Here is a 22,088-nt window from a genome sequence, read left to right as displayed (position 1 = left end):
AGGACACATTCCCATGGCGCACCCCTACACGATCCGTGAGATCGCCCGTCAGGCCGGGCTGAGCCAGGCCACGGTCGACCGGGTCCTCAACGGCCGGGGCGGGGTGCGGGAGAGCACCGCCCGTGAGGTGCGGCAGGCGGTGAAGGACCTGGACCGGCAGCGGACGCAGGTGCGCATCGGCGGCCGTACGTTCATGGTCGACATCGTGATGCAGACCCCGGACCGGTTCTCCACGGCGGTCCGGGAGGCGCTGGAGGCCGAGCTGCCGTCCCTGCACCCGGCGGTCGTACGGTCCCGCTTCCACTTCCGGGAGACCGGGTCGGCCTCGGAGATGGTGCGGGTGCTCGACCGGATCGGCCGGCGCGGTTCGCAGGGCGTGATCCTCAAGGCGCCGGACGTCCCGGAGGTCACCGCCGCCGTCGAACGGCTGGTCGCGGCCGGGGTCCCCGTGGTCACCTTCGCGACGGACCTGCCGAGCAGCCCGCGCGGCGCGTACGTCGGCATAGACAACCGGGCCGCCGGGGCGACCGCCGCGTATCTGCTCCGGCAATGGCTCGGCGACCGGCCCGGTGCCGTGCTGGTGACGATCAGCCGTGGCTTCTACCGCAACGAGGAGGAGCGCGAGATGGGGTTCCGGGGTGTGATGCGGGCCGTCGCGCCGGCCCGGGCCCTCGTCGAGGTCACCGACAGCGACGGGCTCGACGCCACCCAGCGGGACCTCGTCCTCGACGCGCTGAAACGGGAGCCGGGGATCGCCGCCGTCTACTCGATCGGCGGCGGCAACACCGCGACGCTCGACGCGTTCGCCGCGCTCGGCCGGGAGCCGCACGTCTTCGTCGCCCACGACCTCGACCACGACAACACCCGGCTGCTGCGCGAGCACCGGCTCTCCGCCGTGCTCCACCACGACCTCCGCCAGGACGTCCGCCGCGCCTGCCAGATGATCATGCGCGCCCACCAGGCCCTCCCCGACGAGGGCCCGTTCCTGCCGTCGGCGATCCAGGTCGTGACGCCGTACAACATGCCACCGGGCGCGGGGGCCGTGCCGCCAGGGGGATAGGGGAAAGCAGAGAGAGGGGGTTGGGGGCAGTTGGCAGCGGCGTGCGGATCGAAGGGGTTCGGCCGGCGGCCCGGGCGGCCGATCGCGGGCCGCCGGCCCAGCTCCGCCGAACGCACTGTCCGTGGCGTGAGGTTCGCTCAACCCGCTGCCGCGATTCCCCTCATGTCGTGCGTGGGGCCCCTGAGCCGGGCCCCTGCCCCGCACGACGTCGGCTCGCGGTGAGCCAGAGTCGGCCGATCGGCCGGTCGGTCCGGCGGTCAGCTCGTGACCAGCTCCGCCGTCCGGCGCTCGGCGGGGGCCACCACGGTCAGGGTCACCGTCTCGGGCACGGGCGCCGTGGCCGTCGTCGGCGTGGTGCGGCCCTCACGGTTGCGGAACAGCCAGGCGATGTCACGGCCGAACGACCAGAGCAGCGAGCCCAGCGCCAGGGCGACCAGGCCGAAGCCGGCGGCGTACGGCAGCAGGCCGGAGGCGGCGACCAGCAGGAAGACACCCTGGACCGCGGCGACCGTCTTGCGGGCCATGCTGTGCGGGAGGGAGTTGTTCAGCCACGGGGCGACCTTCGCGGCGGCCACGAAGACGTACCGCATGAGGCCGATCAGCAGCACCCACGGGCCCATCGACATGGACACGTACACGCTCAGCACCAGGATCAGGAACGCGTCGACCTCCATGTCGAAGCGGGCGCCCAGCGCGGTCGAGGTGTTGGTGCGCCGGGCCACCTTGCCGTCGACGCCGTCGAGGATCAGTGCCACGGCGGTCAGGCCGACGAAGAGCGAGACGGGCGGCGAGCTCTGGAAGGAGTCGGCGACCAGGGCGGTGACGGCGCCGACGAGTATCGCGCGGCCGAGGGTCACGCGGTTGGCGGGGCCGAAGGTGCGGGTCCGGGTGCGCAGCAGGGCGCGGTTGAGGACGGCCCACGTGGCGAGCCCGAAGGCCAGCCCGGTCAGCCAGCCCGCCGGGCCCAGTCCGATCGCCGTTCCCAGGAAGGCGAGGAGCAGGACCTGGGCACCCGCGCCCACGGTCGTCTCCGAGAGCAACAGTCGGCCGTCGTAAGTGTTGATCAGGGCCACCGCAAACCTTCCGAACGTGTGTGTGACAGAAACGATCATCGCCGCGTACCGTGAAGCGCGACTCCCACCGCTGCGTACGTGGAGAATCGCCGGACCGTTCACGGAGACGCACATGAAACCGACAGCCAATGCCTTCTGGCTACGCTCCCCCGGGCAGGGTGAGATCCGCGAGGAGAGCCTCGCCGCGCCCGCCGCGGACGAGGTTCTCGTCCGCGCGCTGTACTCAGGAGTCAGCCGGGGCACCGAGACGCTCGTGTTCCGCGGCGGAGTGCCCGAGAACCAGCACGCGACCATGCGCGCGCCCTTCCAGGAGGGCGACTTTCCCGCTCCCGTGAAGTACGGCTATCTCAGCGTGGGACGGGTGGAAGAGGGGCCGGACGCACTGGTCGGCAGGACCGTCTTCTGTCTGTATCCGCACCAGAGCCGCTACGTCGTTCCTGTGAGCGCCGTCACATTGGTGCCGGAGTCCGTCCCTGCGGCGCGGGCCGTTCTGGCCGGGACCGTGGAGACCGCCGTCAACGCCCTGTGGGACGCGGCCCCCCTCATCGGGGACCGGATCGCCGTCGTGGGCGGCGGCATGGTCGGCTGCTCGGTCGCCGCGATCCTCGCCCGCTACCCGGGGGTGCGGGTCCAGCTCGTCGACGCCGACCCGGCGCGCGCCGACATCGCCCGCGCCCTCGGTGTCGACTTCGCGCTGCCCGGGGACGCGCTCGGCGAGTGCGACCTCGTCGTGCACGCCAGCGCCAGCGAACAGGGACTCGTCCGCTCCCTGGAACTCCTCGCCTCCGAGGGCACCGTCATCGAGCTGAGCTGGTACGGCGACCGCCGGATCGCCCTGCCGCTCGGCGAGGCCTTCCACTCACGCCGGCTCACCGTCCGCAGCAGCCAGGTCGGAACCGTCTCCCCGGCCGGACGCGTCGGACGTACGTACGCGGACCGGCTGGCGCTCGCCCTCGAACTCCTCGCCGACGCCCGTTTCGACGCGCTCGTCACCGGAGAGTGTGCCTTCGAGGAACTCCCGGAGGTCATGCCGAAGCTGGCGAGCGGAGAGCTGCCGGGGATGTGCCACCGGGTGCGCTACGACGCCGAGTGAGCCGTGGGTCGAGCGTTCCGGGGCCTCCCACCCGCCCCTGAACTGCCCGAACGGAACGCTGACCTTCAAAGAAACCGCAAAACTCGGCTGAACAACGGGTAGGGAGCAGCCGTACTACACGGCATGCCCCGGCCCGGGGGCAGACGCACCGCACTGGAGGGTCGTCCGTTGTTCAGCATCACCGTCCGCGATCACATCATGATCGCCCACAGCTTCCGCGGGGAGGTCTTCGGACCCGCGCAGCGCCTTCACGGCGCCACGTTCCTCGTGGACGCCACCTTCCGGCGCGCCGAACTGGACGACGACAACATCGTCGTAGACATCGGGCTGGCCACGCAGGAGCTCGGTGCCGTGGTGAGCGAGTTGAACTATCGCAACCTCGACAACGAACCCGTCTTCGCCAACACGAACACATCGACCGAGTTCCTGGCCAAGGTGATCGCGGACCGTCTCGCCGAGCGGATCCACAAGGGCGCCCTCGGGGAGAACGCCAAGGGCATCGCGGGAATCACGGTCACCCTGCACGAGTCGCACATCGCCTGGGCGAGTTACGAGCGTGCCCTGTGACCGACGTGACCATCGACCGGGCGGCCGTCGGCACCATCGCCCAGGCAGACGGGGGAGAGCAGTTGAGGCTCGGCTATGTGCCCGTGCAGAACGCGGCGCTGAAGAACGCGGCGATCGTCCCCATGTCGCTGCGTTCCCTGCACTTCGTGATGCCCGGTGGCGTGGACGACCTGGCCCGGCCCAGCGGCGGCAACGCCTACGACCGCCGGATCTGCCTCGACCTGCCCGGCTTCGGCTGGCAGGTGCACAAGCACGCGATCGACGGCGACTGGCCCCGCCCCTCCGAGACGGCCCGCGCCGAACTCGCCCGTACGCTGCGTGAGTTCCCCGACGGTACGGTCGTCCTGCTGGACGGCCTGGTCGCCTGCGGGGTCCCCGAGATCATCCTCCCCGAGGCCGAACGCCTCTGCCTGGCCGTGCTGGTGCATCTGCCGCTCGGCGACGAGACGGGCCTGGAGCCCGAGGTCGCCGCCGACCTCGACGCCAAGGAGCGGACGACCCTGCGGGCCGTGTCCGCCGTGATCGCCACCAGCGACTGGGCGGTCCGCAGACTCGTCTCCCACCACGGGCTCGCCCCCGAGCGGGTCCATGTCGCCGCCCCCGGCGCCGACATCGCGCCCCTCGCCTCCGGTACCGACGGCGTCTCCCGGCTGCTGTGCGTGGCCGCGGTCACCCCCCGCAAGGGGCAGCACCGGCTGGTGGAGGCCCTCGCGACCGTCACCGAACTGCGCTGGAACTGTGTGCTGGTGGGCGGTCTCGACCAGGACCCCGAGTACGTCGACCACATCCGCACCCTGATCGCGAAGTTCGGCCTGGAGGACCGCTTCCACCTCGCCGGACCGCAGGCCGGCGCGCAGCTCGACGCGAGCTACGCCGCCGCCGACCTCATGGTCCTCACCTCCTACGCCGAGACCTACGGCATGGCGGTCACCGAGGCCCTCGCGCGCGGCATCCCCGTGCTCGCCACGGACGTCGGCGGCCTCCCCGAGGCCGTCGGCCGCGCCCCCGACGGCGGCGTGCCCGGCATCCTCGTCCCGCCGGAGAACCCCGCGGCCATCGCGGCGGAGCTGCGCGGCTGGTTCGGGGAGGCCGACGTACGGCGTCGGCTGAAGGCGGCGGCGCGCGGGCGCCGGGCCGCGCTGGACGGGTGGGCGACCACCGCCCGCAGCCTCGCCCATGTACTGGGTCGGCTGCGGCACGAACCTCGGAGGGCCGCATGACCACTTCTGCCGACATGACCACGTCCGCGGGTGGGCCCCTGTCCACAGGGGGACCCCTGTCCACGGGGGCGCACACTTCGGTGGGTGCGTCCGCGGTTGCCGGGCCGGGCGGTGTCGCGGGTTCCGCCGCCGGTGGGGCCGAGGCCGCCGGGTCCGCCACCGGTGGGGTGCTGAGCATGGCGGGGCGCGGCGGCGACACGCCCGCGCCCGAGGGGCACCAGTACGCGCCGCAGTGGCTGGAGTTGCGCGAGAGCGCCGACGCCGACGCCCGTGCGGCGGATCTGCTGGACCCGCTGCGGATCCGCCTGGCGAACCTGCCCGGCCGGGCCACCGCGCTGACCGTCCACGACCTGGGCTGCGGCACCGGCTCCATGGGCCGCTGGCTCGCGCCCCGGCTGGACGGCGCCCAGCGGTGGGTCCTGCACGACCAGGACCCGAACCTGCTGCGGCTGGCCGTGGCACGGGCGCCCCGCGCGGCGGCCGACGGCAGCCCCGTCACCGTCACCACGCGGCGCGGCGACATCGGGCGGCTGACGGCGGACGACCTGGCCGGCGCCTCGCTGGTCACCGCGTCCGCCCTGCTCGACGTCCTCACCCGCGAGGAGATCGAGTCGCTCGCCGCGGCCTGCGCGGGCGCCGGGGTGCCGGCCCTGCTGACCCTGTCGGTCGTGGGCCGTGTGGACCTCGTCCCCGCCCACCCCATGGACACCGAGATCGCCGAGGCGTTCAACGCCCACCAGCGCACGAGCGATCTGCTCGGCCCGGACGCGATCACCACGGCCTGTGAGGCCTTCGCCCAGCAGGGCGCAACGGTCCGGGTCCACCCGAGCCCCTGGCAGCTCGACACCCGGCACACCGCCCTCACCGAGGAGTGGCTGCGCGGCTGGGTCGGCGCCGCCTGCGAACAGCGCCCCGAACTCACCGAGCGCGCCGACGCCTACCTCCGCGACCGCCTCCGGGCCAACACGGCCGGTGAACTCCGCGTCGTCGTCCACCACAGCGACCTCCTGGCCCTGCCCCGGCCCACGGGCGGAGTCTCATGACGGCGCCGGTGGAGGAGACGGTCGAGGCCCACCCGACGGCGACGGCCGACCGCGTACGGGTACGCCCGCGCGGAGTCCGGGCCCGGGTGAAGGCGGGTACGCCGGGGGCGCGGGCGAGGGTACGAGCGTCGGCACCCGGCGCGGGCCAGGCGGCGACGCCCCCGGCCACGCCGGACGGTGCTACCGGGTCGGCGACGGCCCTCGTCGCGGCCCCGGGCGACGCGTCCACGGCGTCGGTCCACGGCACGGCCTCGAAGCCGATCGTTACGGCGACCGCCCCGTCGATCGCCCCGGTGAGCACCCCCTCGACCGCTCCTTCGGCCGCCCCTGCGGCCGCCTCCTCGACCGCCCTCTCGACCGCCCTCTCGGACACGGCTTCCGAACCGACCGCGCCGGATGGCCGTACGGCCACGACGGCGCGTGTCCCGGGGCTGATGTCCGGCGACTCAGTGGCCACCGAAGGGGCTCGGACGGCAGCAGCGGACCCGGTGAACGACCCGGCCTGTGACCGGGGTCGGGACGAGACCGGTGCGGCATCCTCCCCGGCGGCCCCGGCGGCCCCGGCGGCCCCGGCGGCCCCGGCGGCCCCGGCGGCCCCGGCGGCCCCGAGCGGTGCCCTGCCCGAGGCCACGGTGGTGTCCCGTACGACAGTGGCGTCCCGAACGACCGCGGACGCCGGCTCGCCTGAGGCCCCCGCCGAGCCCCGCCGCTCCTCCCGGTTCACCCGCGCCCTGCGCACCCACTTCGGCACGCTCGCCGGAACGGTCATCCTCGTCGTCTTGTTCTGGCGGATGGGGACCGGCGTGTTCGTGGACGGGCTGCGGCGGATCGACGCCGGGACACTCGCGGCGGCGGTCGGGATCGGCGTGCTGACCACGGTGTTCAGCGCCTGGCGCTGGTGCGCGGTGACCCGGGCCCTCGGGCTGCGGCTGCCGCTCGGACCGGCCGTCGCGGACTACTACCGCGCGCTGTTCCTCAACGCGGCGCTGCCCGGCGGCGTCCTCGGCGATGTCCACCGGGCGGTCCGGCACGGACAGAGCTCCGGGGACATGGGCCGGGGCGTGCGCGCGGTGGTGATCGAGCGCACCGCGGGCCAGTTGGTGCTGGCGGTCGTAGGTGTAACGGTCCTGCTGGTGCTGCCGTCCCCGGTGCTGGAGCAGACCCGCCACGCGGCGGGCATCACGGCGCTCGCCGCACTGGGCGCGCTGGCGATCTGGGCGGCCGTCCGGATGGGCCGGGGGCCGGGCAGGAGAGCGGGCCGGGCCAGCCGGGTCCGGGCCGCCCTCACCGAGGCGCGCGGCGTGCTCCTGAACCGCGACAGCGGCCCCGCCGTACTGGTCTCGTCGGTGGCGGTACTGGCCGGATACGTGGCGACGTTCCTGCTCGCCGCGCGCGTCGCCGGGTCCGCCGCGACCCCGCTGGAGGTGCTGCCCCTCGCGCTGCTGGCCCTGATCGCCATGAGCGTGCCGCTCAACGTCGGCGGCTGGGGCCCCCGGGAGGGCGTCACCGCCTGGTCGTTCGGCGCGGCCGGCCTGGGTGCCTCCCAGGGCCTGACCGTGGCCGTCGTCTACGGTGTGCTGAGCTTCGCGGCCGCCCTGCCGGGAGCACTCGTGCTCGTCGGACGCTGGTACGGCTCCCTGCGGGACCGCCGTCAGCCGACGGACGAGCCGGGCGCCGACGGCGGCTCCGGCGGAACCGTTCCCGAGTCCCAGGCGTCCGAGGTGACCAACGAGAAATACGCTCCGAAGGATTGGACGAACCCTGCCAGCAACTCCTTCCCCTTCGCGGCGGATGCCAGGGACGGACGGCCGATGACACCGGAATCGGTGTAGGCCGACATACCGAGGGAGAGGAGATGACGGCGGTCGTCGGCAAGGAAATCGGTGGTCTCGTGACCGGGCCGGACCAATTCGGGATGGCAATGCAGAAGTATGGAGGTCTCTATTTCTCCCGCATGCATATCACTGAGCAACGAGGTCTGTATGCCCGCCTGTTCGCGTGCGGCGTCCCAGTCCTCCATCGCCGGGAAAAGCGCCATTCGATGTCCCGCCGCGGTGGATTCCTGGACGACATTGCCCAGAACATAATTCCCACCGTGACCGTTCACCACCACCAGGGCCTCGACGCCCGACCGGCGCAGGGACGCGGCGATGTCGCTGACCATCGCGTGCAACGTCGTCGCGGAAATGCTGACGGTGCCCGGCCAGGCCGCGTGCTCGTGCGAGCAGGCGATGGTCACGGGCGGCAGGAGATGCACCGGATAGGCGGACGCTATCTCCCGGGATATGGCGCAGGCGACGAGGGTGTCGGTGGCCAGCGGCAGATACGGGCCGTGCTGCTCGTAGCTGCCGACCGGAAGCACGGCGACCTGCCGGCCGGTGCCCGCCCCGCGCGCGCGGACGTCCGCAGTGGTGTCCGTCGGTACAAGACTCGAACTGCTCATCTTTTCACGGCCTTTCGTCTCCGCTGATGCTCCGTCATTTTCGCATGACGTCAGGGCTTACCAGGATAGGAACCAGATCATGACAGAAAATGTTGGTGTACTCGGCACGAATGCCCAGTCCTCCGGCGCCGTACGCGTGGTCAACGCCCCCCTGCCCACGACCTACGGCGACTTCGAGGCCGTAGGTTATCTCGACCAGGACCGCGGCGAGGAACAAGTGGCACTGGTGTACGGCGACATCAGCGGCGGTGAGGGAATTCTCATCCGGCTGCACTCGGAGTGCCTGACCGGTGACGCGTTCGGTTCCCAGCACTGCGAATGCGGCGAGCAGCTCGACAGCGCGCTCCGGGCGATAGTCGCCGAGGGCCGCGGCGTTCTCGTCTATCTGCGCGGCCACGAGGGGCGCGGTATCGGCCTGCTCGCCAAGCTCCAGGCGATGAAGCTCCAGGCGGAGGGCCTGGACACCGTCGAGGCCAATCTCGCCCTCGGGCTGCCGGTGGACGCCCGCGACTACCGGGTGGCCGCCGAGATGCTGCACGACCTCGGCGTACGGTCGGTGCGGCTGATGTCGAACAACCCGCGCAAGCGGGAGGCGCTGCTGCGCCACGGCATCAAGGTCTCCGAGCAGGTGCCGCTGCTGATCACGCCGTGCGAGGACAACATCACGTACCTGCGCACCAAGCGGGAGCGGCTCGACCACTACCTGCCGCACCTGGACGCGGTGGTCCACTCGTCCTGAGCGCCGGGGTTCGCGCGGCGGCCGTAGGGGAGGCGACTCCGACACCGGCCGCCGTGCCCGCCGGGCACGCGTCTTCGGACACGTTCCGCATGAACGTTCGCCTGTGGTGGAAGACCTGACTCCGTCGGGCAATCCGACCACGGTCGGGCGAAGGGAGCGTTCGTGATCCGCAGCGCACGGGTCGTCGTCATCGGCGGAGGCGTCATCGGGACGAGCATCGCCTACCACCTGGCCGCCGCCGGAGTGGACGACGTCGTTCTCGTCGAACGCGACGAACTGGCCTCCGGCTCGACCGCGAGGGCCGCGGGCGGGGTCCGCGCGCAGTTCTCCGACGAGCTCAACATCCAGCTCGGCGCCCGCAGCCTGGAGGCGTTCGGCCGCTTCAGGCAGGAGCTGGGTCACGACATCGGACTCCACCGGGTCGGCTACCTCTTCCTTCTGACGACCCCCGACGAGGTCGCCCAGTTCGAGGCGGGCGTTCAGCTCCAGAACGACCTGGGTGTGCCCAGCCGCATGGTCGACCCCGCCGAGGCCCGGCGGCTCTCCCCGCTGATCTCCACCGACGGCCTGCTCGCCGCCGCGTTCTCGCCCGACGACGGGCACTGCACCCCCGAGTCCGTGGTCCACGGCTACGCCGCCGGGGCCCGCCGCCACGGGGCGACCGTGCTGCGCAACTGCGAGGTCCTCGGCATCGAGACCTGGCGGGACACGATCACCGCGGTGGTCACCAGCAAGGGCCGCATCGTCACCGACACGGTCGTCTGCGCGGCCGGCGCCTGGTCGAGGTCCGTCGGCGCCATGGTCGGCGTGGACCTCCCGGTGGAACCGCTGCGCCGCCAGATCGCCGTCACGGAAGCCGTCCCCGGCCTCCCGCCGAACCTCCCCATGACGATCGACTTCACCAGCAGCCTCTACTTCCACACCGAGGGCCCCGGCCTCCTCGTCGGCATGTCCGACCCCGACGAACGGCCCGGCTTCGCCACCGACACCCACGACCGCTGGATCCCCCGCCTGTACGAGGCCATGGAGCGCCGCGCGCCCGGCCTGCTGGACCTGCGCCGCACGGGCGGCTGGGCGGGCCTGTACGAGATCACACCGGACCACAACGCCCTGATCGGCGAGGCCGGTTCGTGCTCCCGCTTCCTGTACGCGACCGGGTTCTCCGGCCACGGTTTCCTGCAGGGCCCGGCGGTCGGCGAGGTGGTCCGCGACCTGTATCTCGGGCGCGTACCCTTCGTCGACATCAGCCCGCTGAGCGTCGACCGGTTCACGGCCGACTCCCTGCGCCCGGAGGCCAACCTCGTATGACCGATCTCCACCTGTGGCTCCGCCACGAGACCCGCACCACCGAACGCCGCACCCCGATCGTGCCGTCCGACGCCCGGCGGCTGGTCGGGAGCGGGGTGAGGATCACCGTCGAGGACTCCCCGCAGCGGATCTTCCCGACCGAGGCGTACGAGGAGGCCGGCTGCCAGGTCGCCGACCCCGGCTCATGGGTCTCGGCGTCGGCGCAGGCGGTGATCGTGGGTCTCAAGGAACTCCCGGACGAACCGGCCGAGTTGACTCACCGTCATATCTTCTTCGGGCACGCCTACAAGGGGCAGCCCGGCGCCGAGGCCCTGCTGCGCAGGTTCGCGGCCGGGGGCGGCGCCCTGCTCGACCTGGAGTACCTGGTGGACGACCAGGGCCGCAGGCTCGCCGCCTTCGGCTTCTGGGCCGGCTATCTGGGCGCGGCCCTGGCCGTCCTCCACCACCGGGGCGTCCTGCGGGCCCCGCTCCAGCCCACCTCCAAGGAGGCGATGGAGGCCGAACTCCGCGCGTCCACCGGTGACTTGAGCGCACTGGTGATCGGCGCCCTGGGACGCAGCGGCCGGGGTGCGCGCACGGCGCTCGACGAGGCCGGTGTCGAGCCGACCTGCTGGGACCTCGCCGAGACCAGCGATCTGGACCGACCGGCCCTGCTCGCCCACGAGTTGATGGTCAACACCGTCCTGACGACCAGCCCCGTCCCGCCGTTCCTGACGGACAAGGACCTCGACGGCCCGGACCGCCGGCTCCGGACCCTCTCGGACGTCACCGTCGACGTCGGCTCACCCATGAACGTCCTGCCGGTCTACGACACGACCACGGAATGGGACCACCCCGTACGGCGGCTGCGCGAACACCCCCCGCTCGACCTCATCGCCATCGACAACCTGCCCTCCCTGCTGCCCCGGGAGGCGAGCACCGACTTCTCGTCCGCGCTGCTGCCGCAGCTGCTGGACTTCGAGACCGGCGGTGCGTGGAGCCGGTGCCTGGACCGGTTCCGTCAGGTGAGCGGTGAACTGGGGCTCACAGAAAGGTAGTTGCCCGATGACCGAGGTGGTTCCCGCGAGCGGTACCGTCCACTGGGTCGGTGCCGGACTGTCCACGGGCAGCGGTCTGGCGGCGCTGTGCGACACCGCCGCCCGGGTGCGGCTGTGGCACCGCACCGAGGAACGCGCCGCGCAGGCCCTGGCCGCACTGGGTCTGGCGGGCCGCGCCGAGCCCCGCGCGTACACCCTGCCCGCGCTGGTGGCCGAGCTGGCGCCCGGGGACATCGTGGTCTCGATGCTTCCGGCCCCGGAGCACGGCCCGCTGCTCCAGGCGTGCGTCGGGGCGCGGGCCCACTTCGCCTGCTCCAGCTATGTCTCGGACGCGATCCTGGAGCAGGTTCCGGCGGCCGGGGCCGCGGGCGTCACGGTCCTCACCGAGGCGGGCCTCGACCCGGGCATCGACCATCTCTTCGCGCACAGCCTGATCGCCCGGGCGACCGAGGCGATCGGCCCGGAGACCGCCGCCTCGTACACCCTCACCTCGTACTGCGGCGGTGTCCCGGCCATACCCAACGACTTCAGGTACCGCTTCAGCTGGGCCCCGGCCGGGGTGCTCAACGCCTTGCGCTCGCCCGCCCGTTACATCGAGGACGGCGCCGAGACGACGGCCGACCGCCCCTGGACGGCCACCCGCCCCCACGACATCGACGGCGAGACCTTCGAGGCCTACCCCAACCGCGACAGCGTCCCCTTCGTCGCCCAGTACGGCCTGCCGGCGGCCTGGAAACCGAGGACCTTCGTCCGCGGCACCCTTCGCCTCGACGGCTGGCTGACCGCCTGGGCCCCCGTCTTCACGGAACTCGAACGCGACGATGACCAGCGCATCGCCGAACTGGCGGGCGAACTGGCGGCCCGCTACCCGACCACCGACGCCGACCGCGACCGGGTCGTCCTCGCCGTCTCCCTGGACGTACACGCCGGTTCGGGCGAGGAGTGGTCCGGCCGCTACCTCCTCGACACCGTCGGCACCAAGGAGGAGAGCGCCATGGCCCGCCTGGTCTCCCGCCCCCTCGCGCTCGGGGTGGCACACATCCTGGACGGCTCACTCCCGCCGGGCCTGAACCGCGCGGCGGAGACGGGCGAACGCTCCGAGACCTGGCTGACCGAACTGGCGGAGGCCGGTGTGGAGTTCACGTCGCGCTTCGACTAGAGGGCACGGGGCCGCGCCCCGTCTTCAGGGGCGCGGGGAACTGCGCGACAAGCCCCCACCGGCCCGCAGCTAAATCACGGCCTCATGCACCATCCGCTTCAACTCGGGATACACGGAGAACGAAGACCGCCTCCGCACCTGCGTCATGAACTGAACGGTCAGATCCCGCAGAGGATCCACCCAGAAGATCGTCGTCGCCGCCCCGGTCCACCCGAACGTGCCCAGGGAGGACGGGCATTCGGTCGCGGCGGGATCGACCACCACCGACACCCCGAGCCCGAACCCGACACCCCCGTTGCCCGACTGCCGATGAGTCGGACTGCCGTATGTACGGATGTCCGCCCCACCCGGCAACTGATTCGTGGCCATCATGTCGACGGACTCGGCGGAGAGCAGCCGCACACCGTCGAGTTCACCGCGCCGCCGCAGGAACTCGGCGAACCGGTGGTAGTCGCGGGCCGTCGCGACCATGCCGCCGCTGCCGGACAGGAAGCGCGGCCGGCCGCGCAGCGGGAGCCCGGGGACGGGCTCGATCGACCCGTCCTCCCGCTCGCCGTACAACTCGGCCAGCCGCCCCGCCTGTTCGGGGGTGACCTGGAACCCCGCGTCCGTCATCCCCAACGGCCCGAGGATCCGCTCGGCGAAGAACACGTCGAGGTCCTGCCCCGACACCACCTCGACGATCCGGCCGAGGACATTGGTGGACACGGAGTAGTTCCACTGAGTGCCCGGCTCGAACTGCAGGGGCAGGCTCGCGTACTCCGCGCACGTCCTGGTGAGGTCGGCGCCCGGCCGGACGGAGTTCTCCAGGCCCGCGTCGCGGTAGAGCGCGTCGACGGGGTGGTCGTAGTAGAAGCCGAACGTCAGGCCCGAGGTGTGGGTCATCAGATGGCGGACGAGGATCGGCTGCTCGGCCGGGCGGGTCCGGACGTCGGCGCCCGCACCGGACTCGTAGACGCGCGGCTCGGCGAACTCCGGGAGGTAACGGGAGACCGGGTCGGTGAGCGACAGCCTCCCCTCCTCGATCAGTATCAGCGCGGCGACCGAGGTGACGGGCTTCGTCATGGAGTACACCCGCCACAACGTGTCGCTCTCGACGGGGAGTTGTGCCTTGAGGTCGCGATGTCCGTAGGTCGTGAGGTGGGCGACGCGACCGCCGCGTGCCAGGGACAGCAGATAGCCGGGCAGCCGGCCCTCGTCGACCTGCTGGGCCAGGTACGCGTCCAGACGGGCCAGGGTCTTCGGGTCGAGACCGGCCTCGCGGGGGTCGGCTTCTCGGCTCAGTCGTTCCATGGTGGTTCTCCTCCGGTGGCCCGGGTCACGGCTCGCGTTCGTCGTTCTTGCCTTCATGGTTCCGTACTGTCCGCGTTCCATCCCTCGCGGGGCGGGCGGGTCGGGGCATTGGTAAGGCAAGAGGCGCACCGAGCGCTGCCACGCAGGCCAGGACCAGCAGCGCGGGGCCGGTGCCGAGCGGTACGAGCGTGGTCGCGGCCGCCACACCCAGCACCGGGCCGATGTTCAGCGCGGTCTGCTGGAGCCCGCCGGCCACCCCCGCCGACTCCGCCGGCGCCTGCCGTACGACGACGGCGGTCGCGGTGACCATCAGCGCCCCGAAACCGGCCCCCAGCAGCAGGAATCCGCCCCCGATCCCCACCGCCGACGACCCCGGGCCGAGCCGGGAGAGGGCCAGGACCCCGGCGGTGAGCAGCACCGACCCCGTGAGGGCCGTGGGACGGGCGCCCCACCGGCGCAGCAGTACGGCCGACAGCGGCGCCCCGAGCACCATCGCGACGCCACCGGGCAGCGCGACGAGGCTCGTGCGCAGCGGGTCCATGCCGAGCACGTCCTGAAGGACGAAGCTGCACACGAACAGGGCGCCGAGCATCGCCGCCGACGCGACCACCAGCACCCCGAGCGCCGCCCCCGCCGAGGCGGAGCCCAGCACGGCGGGCGGCAACAGCGGGTCGGGGGTACGGCGCTCATGGCGTACGAGGACACCGGCCGCGCCCAGGGCGACGAGCAGGCCGAGCACACCGGCCGCCGTCCAGCCGTGCTCCGGCACCCCGACCAGGGTGTGCACGAGGGCCGCCAGGGTCACGGCGAGCAGGGCGGCGCCGGGCAGGTCGAGCCGGTTGCCAGGCGCCCTGCCCTCCTTCTCCGCCTCGGGGGCGCGTACGGTCAGCGCCAGCAGGCCCATGACCAGCGCCGGTACGACGTTGAGGAAGAACACGGCCCGCCAGCCCAGCTGGGCGACGAGCACACCGCCGACCAGCGGCCCGGCGGCGACCGCCAGCCCGATGGCGCTGGTCCGCAGCGCGATGGGCATCCCCAGCCGGTCGGGCGGGAACGCGGACCGCAGCATCCCGAGCGTGGCGGGCTGCAACAGCGCGCCGAAGACACCCTGGACGACCCGCAACCCGATCACCCAGCCCACACCGGGCGCGAACCCGATACCGGCCGACGCCGCCCCGAACCCCAACACCCCCCAGGCGAACACACGTTGATGCCCGAACCGGTCACCGAGCCGCCCCGCGAACACCAACAGGCCCGCCACCGCGATCAGATACCCGGTACTCGTCCACTGCACCTCGGTGAGGGAGGCGTCCAGGTCTCGCCGCAGGCTCGGCTGGGCGATCGTCAGCACCGTCCCGTCGAGGGCGACGATCACGGCACCGAGCACACTGTTGGCGAGGGTGAGACGGCGCTGCGGCGCGGACATCGGCCCGCCTCGCCCGACATCCGCATCCTCCACCGTGGCCGCCCTCATCGCCCCTCGCTCCCCAGGTGCGCGTCCAGCGCGGTGCGCAGCAGGGGTACGAAGTCGTCGGCGCCCGTGGTGAGTTGGAGGCTGCCCCAGGTCCACAGCTGGGCGATGCCGTGGAGGTTGGCCAGCAGCGCGCCCGCGACGAGCCGGGCGTCGACGTCGGGCCGGGCCCGCCCGACGAGGTCCACCAGCAGGGAGAAGATCGGCAGACTGGCGTCGCGCAGCCCCAACTCGTTGCTCTCCAGCAGATCGTGACGGAACATCAGCTCGTGCATGCCCCGGTTGGTGAGCGCGAAGTCCAGATACACGCGCCCCAGCGTCGCGATCTGCTCACGCGGGCTCGCCGTACCGTCCCCGAGTGCCGCGACCCCCCTGGCCGCCAGCTCCTCGAAGCCCCGGCGCGCGACGGCCGACAGCAACTCCAGATGGGTCGGGAAGTAGCGGCGCGGCGCCCCGTGCGACACCCCTGCCCGCCGCGCGATCTCCCGCAGGGACAGCGCCTGCACGCCCTCGGCCGTCACCAACTCGACCCCGACATCGACGAGGCGGGACCGCAGCCCCGTGTTCGGCTCGCTCATGGACACTGTCTACCAAGAAGGGGTAGACAGTGTCTACTGGTTGATCCGTGCGCTGGTCTACTCCTTGCCGCGGTCGCCCACCCTCTCCAGCGCGCACAGCCGGCCCTCGTCGGGATCACCGATGTATGTCCACAGGACGGGGTCCTTCGACGTGCCCCGCGCCTCGTACTGGCCCCGCACCCCGCCGGGCGTGAACGTGAGGTGGACCCTCGACACGAGGTCGTCCGTGCCGATGGCGGTCATGGTGGTGTGTTCCCAGGCACCCGCTCCGGGGGTCGGGGAGGCGACGTCGTCGAAATCGTCGTCATCGTTGTCGTCGAAGTCGCCGCAGATCTCGGCCGAGGTGAACGTCCCGTTCCCCTTGAGCGTCAGCCGCCCGCCCTGCTCGTCGACCCACGTGCCCGTGACCTCGGCCGTGCTCATGGCCAAGGGCTCGCCGTCGGGGACGGGAACCGACAGGCGGCTCACGATCATCAGCAGGGCGAACGCGCCGATCCCGAGCAGGAACAGCAGCCCGCATCCCGCCGCGCCGACGAGCGGGACGAGCAGACCGATCCGCCAACGCCGGCGGTTCGTCTCGGCCGAAGGCCACCCCTGCCATGGAGGCGGGGTGGCTCTGTAAGGGTCCTCGCCGCGCTTCACATCGTCCCCCTGATCGTGGTGCCGCCCTGTCGCGACGGTGCGGTCATCATGCCGCTGAGCTGCGCGGGCCTACACCTCGGGGCCGTTCTCGGGGGTCGCCTTCGTACCGCCCGCCACCACGCGCGAGTCCCCGGACGCCTCGACGGCGTACGGGGACTCGGGTCGGAATCCGGAGTCGTCGCTCAGGCCGCGACGCGCTCCCGGTCGTTCTTCTCGCCCGGGGCGCGGACGCCGAGGAGTTCGGTCGGGACCTTGTGGGTCTCGCGGGCGGTGAGGGCGGCGAGGACCGGCGGGACGCACAGGGCCGTGGTGAAGAGGGCCACGGCGAACCAGTCGTCTCCGTCCGGGCCGGCGATCTGCGCGGCGAAGGTGACGGCGAAACCGGCGATGGCGAAACCGATCTGGGTGCCGATGGCCATGCCGGACAGCCGGACCCGGGTGGAGAACATCTCGCCGTAGAAGGAGGGCCAGATGCCGTTCGCGGCGCTGTAGACGACACCGAAGGTGACGATGCCGAGGACCAGGATCAGCGGGTAGGCGCCGGTGGAGATCGCCCACAGGTAGACGAACATCATCACCGCGCTGCCGGCCGCGCCGATCAGGAACACCGGGCGGCGGCCGATGCGGTCGGAGAGCGTGGCCCACAGCGGGATCGCGGCGAGCGCGACCAGGTTGGCGAGCGCGCCCACCCACAGCATGGACGAACGGGACAGGCCCACCGACTCGCTCGTGCCGTACGCCAGCGCCCACACGGTGAAGATCGTGGAGACCGAGGCGACCAGCGCGCCCGCGATCACCCGCAGCACGTCGGCCCAGTGCTCGCGCAGGAGGATGGCCAGCGGCAGCTTGGCGACGCCCTCGGACTGGGTCTGCTGGGTGAAGGCCGGGGTCTCCTCCAGCGTGCGGCGGATGACATAGCCGACGACGGCGACCGCGATGCTCATCCAGAACGGGACGCGCCAGCCCCAGGAGAGCAGCTGGTCCTCGGGGAGCGCGGCGATCGGGATGAAGACCAGGGTGGCGAGCAGCTGCCCGCCCTGGGTGCCGCTCAGGGTGAAGCTGGTGAAGAAGCCGCGCCGGTCCGAGGGCGCGTGTTCCAGCGTCATGGAGTTCGCGCTCGCCTGCTCACCGGCCGCCGAGATGCCCTGGAGGACACGGCAGAGCACCAGCAGGACCGGGGCGAGCGTGCCGACCTGGTCGCGGGTGGGCAGGCAGCCGATCAGGAACGTCGACACACCCATCAGGATCAGCGTGAAGACCATGATCTTCTTACGGCCCAGACGGTCGCCGAAGTGCCCGAGGAACAGCGCGCCGATCGGTCGCGCCGCGTACGCGACACCGAAGGTGCCCAGCGACAGCAGGGTCGCGGTGGCCGGGTCGGACTCGTCGAAGAAGACCGTCGGGAAGATCAGTGCGGCGGCGCTGCCGTAGATGAAGAAGTCGTAGTACTCCAGGGCGCTGCCGATCCAGGCGGCCGTGGCGGCCTTTCTGGGCTGGCCGGGAGGTGCGGCGGGGACGGACACGGCGGTGCTCCTTCGAGGGATCTCCACCCTAGGTGGAGTGAAGCGGAGGGAGGCAGAGAGATACGGGGTGCTGCTGGGGGGAGGGGTGCCGGATCCCTGGGGGTGGCGGGGCGGCCGCGCCGGGTGCTGCCCGGCTAATTAACGCACTGGATAGTTAGTAGCGGTTGGCTACGGATGTTGCGCCGACGTTTCCCGAGTGTCAAGAGGTCAGGTCGAAGGATCTTGCCCCTGAGGTGAGCGGCCTCAGTCCGTCGCGCGGTCCGCCGTCAGGTAGGCGATCACCAGGTCGCCGAGCATCTGGCGGTAGTGGTCGCGCCGGCCGGGGTCGATCAGGTCGCGGCCGAAGAGGGCGCCGAAGGTGTGCCGGTTGGCGACGCGGAAGAAGCAGAAGGCGCTGATCATCGCGTGCAGGTCGACCGCGTCGACATCGGCCGTGAACAGGCCCGACTTCTGGCCCGACTCCAGGATCCGGCGGATCACGTCCAGCGCGGGCGAGCCGATCCTGCCGAGCATCTCGGAGGAGGCGATGTGCTCGGCCTCGTGGATGTTCTCGATGCTCACCAGACGGATGAAGTCGGGGTGCGCCTCATGGTGGTCGAACGTCACCTCGGCGAGCCGCCGGATGGCCGCGACCGGGTCCAGATGCTCGACGTCCAGCTCCTGCTCCGTCTGCCGGATCACGGAGTACGCCCGCTCCAGCACTGCGGTGAACAGCTGCTCCTTGCCGCCGAAGTAGTAGTAGATCATCCGCTTCGTGGTGCGGGTCCGGGCGGCGATCTCGTCGACCCGGGCACCGGCGAACCCGCTGCGGGCGAACTCCTTGGTCGCGACGTCGAGGATCTCGGCCTTGGTGCGGGCGGCGTCACGGAGGCGCCCGTTCGGTCGTGCCGGTTCTTCGACGCTGGTCATCGCGTTCCTTCGGGCAAGGGGCCAGTGTCCGCGATTGTAGAAGAGGTCTTCCCATCCCTGATCTCGGCTGCTATGACTAACGTACTAGTTCGTACATTAGTGAGCCGCTCAGGAGGCCCCGCCGTGCCCAAGGTCTCGAACCCCGTCTCCGCACGGGACTCGTATCTCGTCGGTCTCATCGGCTCCGGAATCGGCCCCTCCCTCAGCCCCGCCCTGCATGAGCGGGAGGCCGACCGGCAGGGGCTGCGCTATGTGTACCGGCTGATCGACATCGACGACCTCGGCGTCGGGCCGGAGGCGGTCGGCGACCTGGTGCGGGCCGCCCGTGACCTGGGCTTCGACGGGCTGAACATCACCCACCCGTGCAAGCAGCTCGTGATCGAGCACCTCGACGGGCTCGCCCCGCAGGCCGCCGCGCTCGGCGCGGTCAACACCGTCGTCTTCGAGGACGGCCGCGCCGTCGGCCACAACACGGACGTCACCGGGTTCGCCGCGTCCTTCGCCCGCGGCCTGCCCGACGCCCCGCTGGAGAAGGTGGTGCAGCTGGGCGCCGGAGGCGCGGGCGCGGCCGTCGCCCACGCCACGCTCACCCTCGGAGCGGAGCATGTCACCGTCGTCGACGCGATGCCCGACCGGGCCACCGACCTCGCCACCTCCCTCAACCGGCACTTCGGCCCCGGCCGGGCCGCCGCGGCGACACCGGACGCGCTGCCGGCGCTGCTGGGGGCGGCCGACGGGGTCGTGCACGCGACGCCCACCGGGATGGCCGCGCATCCCGGGCTGCCGTTCGCGGCGGAGTTGCTGCGGCCCGGGCTGTGGGTGGCGGAGGTGGTGTACCGGCCGCTGGAGACGGAGCTGTTGCGGGCGGCCCGGGGGGTTGGCTGCGCCACGCTCGATGGGGGAGGGATGGCGGTTTTCCAGGCCGTCGACGCGTTTCGGTTGTTCACCGGGCGTGAGCCCGACGCTTCGCGGATGTTGGCCGACATCGGTGAGTTGGCCGGGGTCGCGGGTGTCCGTAACTAAGCGCCGTTCGGGCTGGGCGGCCGGATGTCGGCTGCGGGTAGTCCGTGGCTGGTCGCGCAGTTCCCCGCGCCCCTTGAGGGGCGGGGCGCGACCCTCGTTCTAAGGAGTTCCCCATGCGTACGTCCATCGCCACCGTCTCCCTCAGCGGGTCCCTCACCGAGAAGCTCACCGCTGCCTCGCGGGCCGGGTTCGACGGGGTGGAGATCTTCGAGAACGATCTGTTGGCCAGTCCGCTCACGCCCGAGGAGATCAGGGCCCGCTGCGCGGATCTCGGGCTGAGTGTCGATCTCTATCAGCCGATGCGGGACATCGAGGCCGTGCCGGCGGAGGTGTTCGACCGGAATCTGCGGCGGGCCCGGCACAAGTTCGAGGTGATGGCGCGGCTCGGCTGCGACACGGTGCTCGTCTGCTCCAGCGTGCATCCGCTCGCCGAGGACGACGACGCGCTCGCCGCGTATCACCTGCGCCAACTTGCCGAGCTGGCACAGGAGTTCGGCATTCGGGTCGCGTACGAGGCGCTGGCCTGGGGGCGGCACGTCAGTACGTACGACCATGCGTGGCGCATCGTGGAGGCCGCCGACCACCCGGCGCTCGGGACCTGTCTGGACAGCTTCCACATCCTGGCCCGGGGCTCCGATCCCAAGGGCATCGAGGACATCCCCGGTGACAAGATCTTCTTCCTCCAGCTCGCCGACGCGCCGCTGATGGCGATGGACGTGCTGCAGTGGAGCCGCCACTACCGGTGCTTCCCGGGGCAGGGCGGCTTCGATGTCACGGGGCTGGTCAAGCACGTCATGGCCGCCGGATACGACGGGCCGCTGTCGCTGGAGGTGTTCAACGACGTCTTCCGGCAGGCCGAGGCGGGCCCCACCGCCGTGGACGCCCACCGCTCGCTGCTGATGCTCCAGGAGTCGGCCGGTATCGCCGCGCTGCCGGAGCGGGTGGTGCCCACGGGTGTCGCCTTCGCCGAACTGGTCACACCCGACGCGGAACCGGTGGGCGCGCTGCTCGGCGCGCTCGGCTTCGCCCGGACCGCCCGGCACCGCAGCAAGCCGGTGGACCTCTGGCAGCAGGGCGAGGCGCGGGTACTGGTCAACACCGGCCCGGCCGCGCGGCGCGACGGCACCCAGCTCGCCGCGATCGGGCTGGAGTCACCGGACCCCGCCGGCGCCGCCCGCCGCGCCGAGGCCCTGCTCGCCCCGGTGCTGCCGCGCCGCCGGGCCGCCGAGGACGCACCGCTGGACGCGGTGGCCGCGCCCGACGGCACGGAACTCTTCTTCTGCGCGACGGACCGACCCGAACTCCCCAGCTGGACCGCGGACTTCCGGCCCGTCGCGCACCCGGAGGCCGCGGGCCACGTCCACCGCGTCGACCACCTCGCGCTGACCCAGCCCTGGCACCAGTTCGACGAGGCGGCCCTCTTCCACCGCACCGTCCTCGGCCTGCACGCCTGCGAGAGCGTCGACGTCGCCGACCCCTACGGGCTGTTCCGCAGCCGGCCGGTGACCAACGCGGACGGCAGCGTCCGGATCGCCCTCAGCGTCGGCCCCGCCCCGACCGACGACACCGCGCGCGCCCAGCACCTCGCCCTCACCACGGACGACGTCGTCGCCGCGGCCCGTGCCTACCGTACGGCCGGGGGCCGGCTGCTCGCCGTCCCCGCGAACTACTACGACGACCTGGCCGCACGGTTCGAGTTCGCCGAGGGCGAGCTGGAGACGTACCGCGAACTCGGTGTCCTCTACGACCGTGACGAGGACGGCGAGTTCCGCCACTGCTACACCGAGACGGTCGGCCGCGTCTTCTTCGAACTCGTCCAGCGGGACGGCGGGTACAAGGGCTACGGCGCACAGAACGCGCCGGTGCGGCTGGCCGCCCAGCATGTCCAACGGCCGGGCAGGTGAGGG

19 protein-coding genes and 1 pseudogene are annotated in these 22,088 nt (G+C 72.0%); 12 read left to right on the top strand and 8 right to left on the bottom strand.

Translation table 11 applies throughout. The annotated features are described in order from the left end of the window. Positions 1-13 precede the first annotated feature (13 nt). Complete coding sequence (locus ABT147_RS38740) at positions 14-1,060, top strand: LacI family DNA-binding transcriptional regulator (protein ID WP_351415351.1); 1,047 nt, start codon at positions 14-16, stop codon at positions 1,058-1,060. A gap of 257 nt (positions 1,061-1,317) precedes the next feature. Here ABT147_RS38740 and ABT147_RS38735 read toward each other — a convergent pair whose 3' ends face one another. Beyond that, a complete protein-coding gene (locus ABT147_RS38735; protein WP_351415349.1) occupies positions 1,318-2,133 on the bottom strand; it encodes a CDP-alcohol phosphatidyltransferase family protein in 816 nt (271 codons plus the stop codon). Positions 2,134-2,245: 112 nt separating this feature from the next. Here ABT147_RS38735 and ABT147_RS38730 point away from each other — a divergent pair, with 112 nt between their 5' ends. From ABT147_RS38730 to ABT147_RS38710, 5 genes and pseudogenes are all read left to right on the top strand, one after another. Then, on the top strand, positions 2,246-3,226 hold the full coding sequence (locus ABT147_RS38730) for a zinc-dependent alcohol dehydrogenase (protein ID WP_351415347.1): 981 nt from the start codon (positions 2,246-2,248) through the stop codon (positions 3,224-3,226). 168 nt (positions 3,227-3,394) lie between these two features. Then, complete coding sequence (locus ABT147_RS38725; protein WP_351415345.1) at positions 3,395-3,793, top strand: 6-pyruvoyl trahydropterin synthase family protein; 399 nt, start codon at positions 3,395-3,397, stop codon at positions 3,791-3,793. Continuing rightward, complete coding sequence (locus ABT147_RS38720) at positions 3,790-5,013, top strand: glycosyltransferase family 4 protein (protein ID WP_351415343.1); 1,224 nt, start codon at positions 3,790-3,792, stop codon at positions 5,011-5,013. The genes ABT147_RS38725 and ABT147_RS38720 overlap by 4 nt, the downstream gene beginning before the upstream one ends. Next, the gene (locus ABT147_RS38715; RefSeq protein ID WP_351415341.1) at positions 5,010-6,056 is read left to right on the top strand and encodes a class I SAM-dependent methyltransferase; all 1,047 of its coding nucleotides are present in this window, start codon (positions 5,010-5,012) and stop codon (positions 6,054-6,056) included. The genes ABT147_RS38720 and ABT147_RS38715 overlap by 4 nt, the downstream gene beginning before the upstream one ends. Beyond that, positions 6,053-7,636 (top strand): annotated as a pseudogene (locus ABT147_RS38710) (lysylphosphatidylglycerol synthase transmembrane domain-containing protein); the annotation flags it as partial. The gene ABT147_RS38715 and the pseudogene ABT147_RS38710, both read left to right, overlap by 4 nt. A 71-nt stretch (positions 7,637-7,707) precedes the next feature. Here the strand turns inward: ABT147_RS38710 and ABT147_RS38705 are convergent. Next, positions 7,708-8,499, bottom strand: coding sequence for a creatininase family protein (locus ABT147_RS38705; protein WP_351415339.1), 792 nt, complete (start codon positions 8,497-8,499; stop codon positions 7,708-7,710). Between the two features lie 79 nt (positions 8,500-8,578). Here ABT147_RS38705 and ribA point away from each other — a divergent pair, with 79 nt between their 5' ends. The 4 genes from ribA (at position 8,579) to ABT147_RS38685 (ending at position 12,742) form a co-directional block, all read left to right on the top strand. Further along, the gene (gene ribA, locus ABT147_RS38700) at positions 8,579-9,238 is read left to right on the top strand and encodes a GTP cyclohydrolase II (RefSeq protein WP_257568338.1); all 660 of its coding nucleotides are present in this window, start codon (positions 8,579-8,581) and stop codon (positions 9,236-9,238) included. 162 nt (positions 9,239-9,400) lie between these two features. Continuing rightward, the gene (locus tag ABT147_RS38695; RefSeq protein ID WP_351415337.1) at positions 9,401-10,546 is read left to right on the top strand and encodes an NAD(P)/FAD-dependent oxidoreductase; all 1,146 of its coding nucleotides are present in this window, start codon (positions 9,401-9,403) and stop codon (positions 10,544-10,546) included. Then, positions 10,543-11,583 (top strand): saccharopine dehydrogenase, encoded by a 1,041-nt coding sequence (locus tag ABT147_RS38690; RefSeq protein WP_351415336.1) that lies wholly within the window; start codon positions 10,543-10,545, stop codon positions 11,581-11,583. Before ABT147_RS38695 ends, ABT147_RS38690 begins: the two co-directional genes overlap by 4 nt. A gap of 7 nt (positions 11,584-11,590) precedes the next feature. Further along, positions 11,591-12,742, top strand: coding sequence for a saccharopine dehydrogenase family protein (locus ABT147_RS38685; protein ID WP_351415334.1), 1,152 nt, complete (start codon positions 11,591-11,593; stop codon positions 12,740-12,742). Positions 12,743-12,811: 69 nt separating this feature from the next. Here the strand turns inward: ABT147_RS38685 and ABT147_RS38680 are convergent, their stop codons facing one another. From ABT147_RS38680 to ABT147_RS38655, 6 genes are all read right to left on the bottom strand, one after another. Then, positions 12,812-14,035, bottom strand: coding sequence for a serine hydrolase domain-containing protein (locus ABT147_RS38680; RefSeq protein ID WP_351415333.1), 1,224 nt, complete (start codon positions 14,033-14,035; stop codon positions 12,812-12,814). Positions 14,036-14,060: 25 nt separating this feature from the next. Next, on the bottom strand, positions 14,061-15,461 hold the full coding sequence (locus tag ABT147_RS38675) for an MFS transporter (RefSeq protein ID WP_351415331.1): 1,401 nt from the start codon (positions 15,459-15,461) through the stop codon (positions 14,061-14,063). Between the two features lie 44 nt (positions 15,462-15,505). Beyond that, complete coding sequence (locus tag ABT147_RS38670) at positions 15,506-16,084, bottom strand: TetR/AcrR family transcriptional regulator (protein ID WP_351415329.1); 579 nt, start codon at positions 16,082-16,084, stop codon at positions 15,506-15,508. Positions 16,085-16,141: 57 nt separating this feature from the next. Further along, a complete protein-coding gene (locus ABT147_RS38665; RefSeq protein WP_351415327.1) occupies positions 16,142-16,726 on the bottom strand; it encodes a hypothetical protein in 585 nt (194 codons plus the stop codon). Between the two features lie 182 nt (positions 16,727-16,908). Continuing rightward, positions 16,909-18,249, bottom strand: coding sequence for an MFS transporter (locus ABT147_RS38660; RefSeq protein ID WP_351415324.1), 1,341 nt, complete (start codon positions 18,247-18,249; stop codon positions 16,909-16,911). A gap of 243 nt (positions 18,250-18,492) precedes the next feature. Then, complete coding sequence (locus ABT147_RS38655) at positions 18,493-19,158, bottom strand: TetR/AcrR family transcriptional regulator (protein WP_351415322.1); 666 nt, start codon at positions 19,156-19,158, stop codon at positions 18,493-18,495. A gap of 123 nt (positions 19,159-19,281) precedes the next feature. Here ABT147_RS38655 and ABT147_RS38650 point away from each other — a divergent pair, with 123 nt between their 5' ends. After that, entirely contained in the window at positions 19,282-20,181 is a 900-nt protein-coding gene (locus ABT147_RS38650; RefSeq protein WP_351415321.1) for a shikimate dehydrogenase, read from the top strand. Positions 20,182-20,294: 113 nt separating this feature from the next. Next, a complete protein-coding gene (locus ABT147_RS38645; protein ID WP_351415319.1) occupies positions 20,295-22,085 on the top strand; it encodes a bifunctional sugar phosphate isomerase/epimerase/4-hydroxyphenylpyruvate dioxygenase family protein in 1,791 nt (596 codons plus the stop codon). Positions 22,086-22,088 lie beyond the last annotated feature (3 nt).

Origin of the sequence: Streptomyces sp. NPDC001868, assembly GCF_040297125.1 — a bacterium.
In the GTDB taxonomy this organism is placed as follows: Bacteria; Actinomycetota; Actinomycetes; order Streptomycetales; family Streptomycetaceae; genus Streptomyces.
The sequence above is the reverse complement of the archived record's forward strand: the minus strand, read 5'-3'. Positions and strand labels throughout refer to the sequence as shown.

Bases quoted from the DNA above. Each gene is read 5' to 3' on its own strand.
- ABT147_RS38730 (WP_351415347.1), top strand. From the start codon at position 2,246: ATGAAACCGACAGCCAATGCCTTCTGGCTACGCTCCCCCGGGCAGGGT.
- ABT147_RS38685 (WP_351415334.1), top strand. From the start codon at position 11,591: ATGACCGAGGTGGTTCCCGCGAGCGGTACCGTCCACTGGGTCGGTGCC.
- ABT147_RS38655 (WP_351415322.1), bottom strand. From the start codon at position 19,158: ATGACCAGCGTCGAAGAACCGGCACGACCGAACGGGCGCCTCCGTGAC.
- ABT147_RS38675 (WP_351415331.1), bottom strand. From the start codon at position 15,461: ATGTCCGCGCCGCAGCGCCGTCTCACCCTCGCCAACAGTGTGCTCGGT.
- ABT147_RS38670 (WP_351415329.1), bottom strand. From the start codon at position 16,084: ATGAGCGAGCCGAACACGGGGCTGCGGTCCCGCCTCGTCGATGTCGGG.
- ABT147_RS38645 (WP_351415319.1), top strand. From the start codon at position 20,295: ATGCGTACGTCCATCGCCACCGTCTCCCTCAGCGGGTCCCTCACCGAG.
- ABT147_RS38705 (WP_351415339.1), bottom strand. From the start codon at position 8,499: ATGAGCAGTTCGAGTCTTGTACCGACGGACACCACTGCGGACGTCCGC.
- ABT147_RS38680 (WP_351415333.1), bottom strand. From the start codon at position 14,035: ATGGAACGACTGAGCCGAGAAGCCGACCCCCGCGAGGCCGGTCTCGAC.
- ABT147_RS38690 (WP_351415336.1), top strand. From the start codon at position 10,543: ATGACCGATCTCCACCTGTGGCTCCGCCACGAGACCCGCACCACCGAA.
- ABT147_RS38715 (WP_351415341.1), top strand. From the start codon at position 5,010: ATGACCACTTCTGCCGACATGACCACGTCCGCGGGTGGGCCCCTGTCC.
- ABT147_RS38740 (WP_351415351.1), top strand. From the start codon at position 14: ATGGCGCACCCCTACACGATCCGTGAGATCGCCCGTCAGGCCGGGCTG.
- ribA (WP_257568338.1), top strand. From the start codon at position 8,579: ATGACAGAAAATGTTGGTGTACTCGGCACGAATGCCCAGTCCTCCGGC.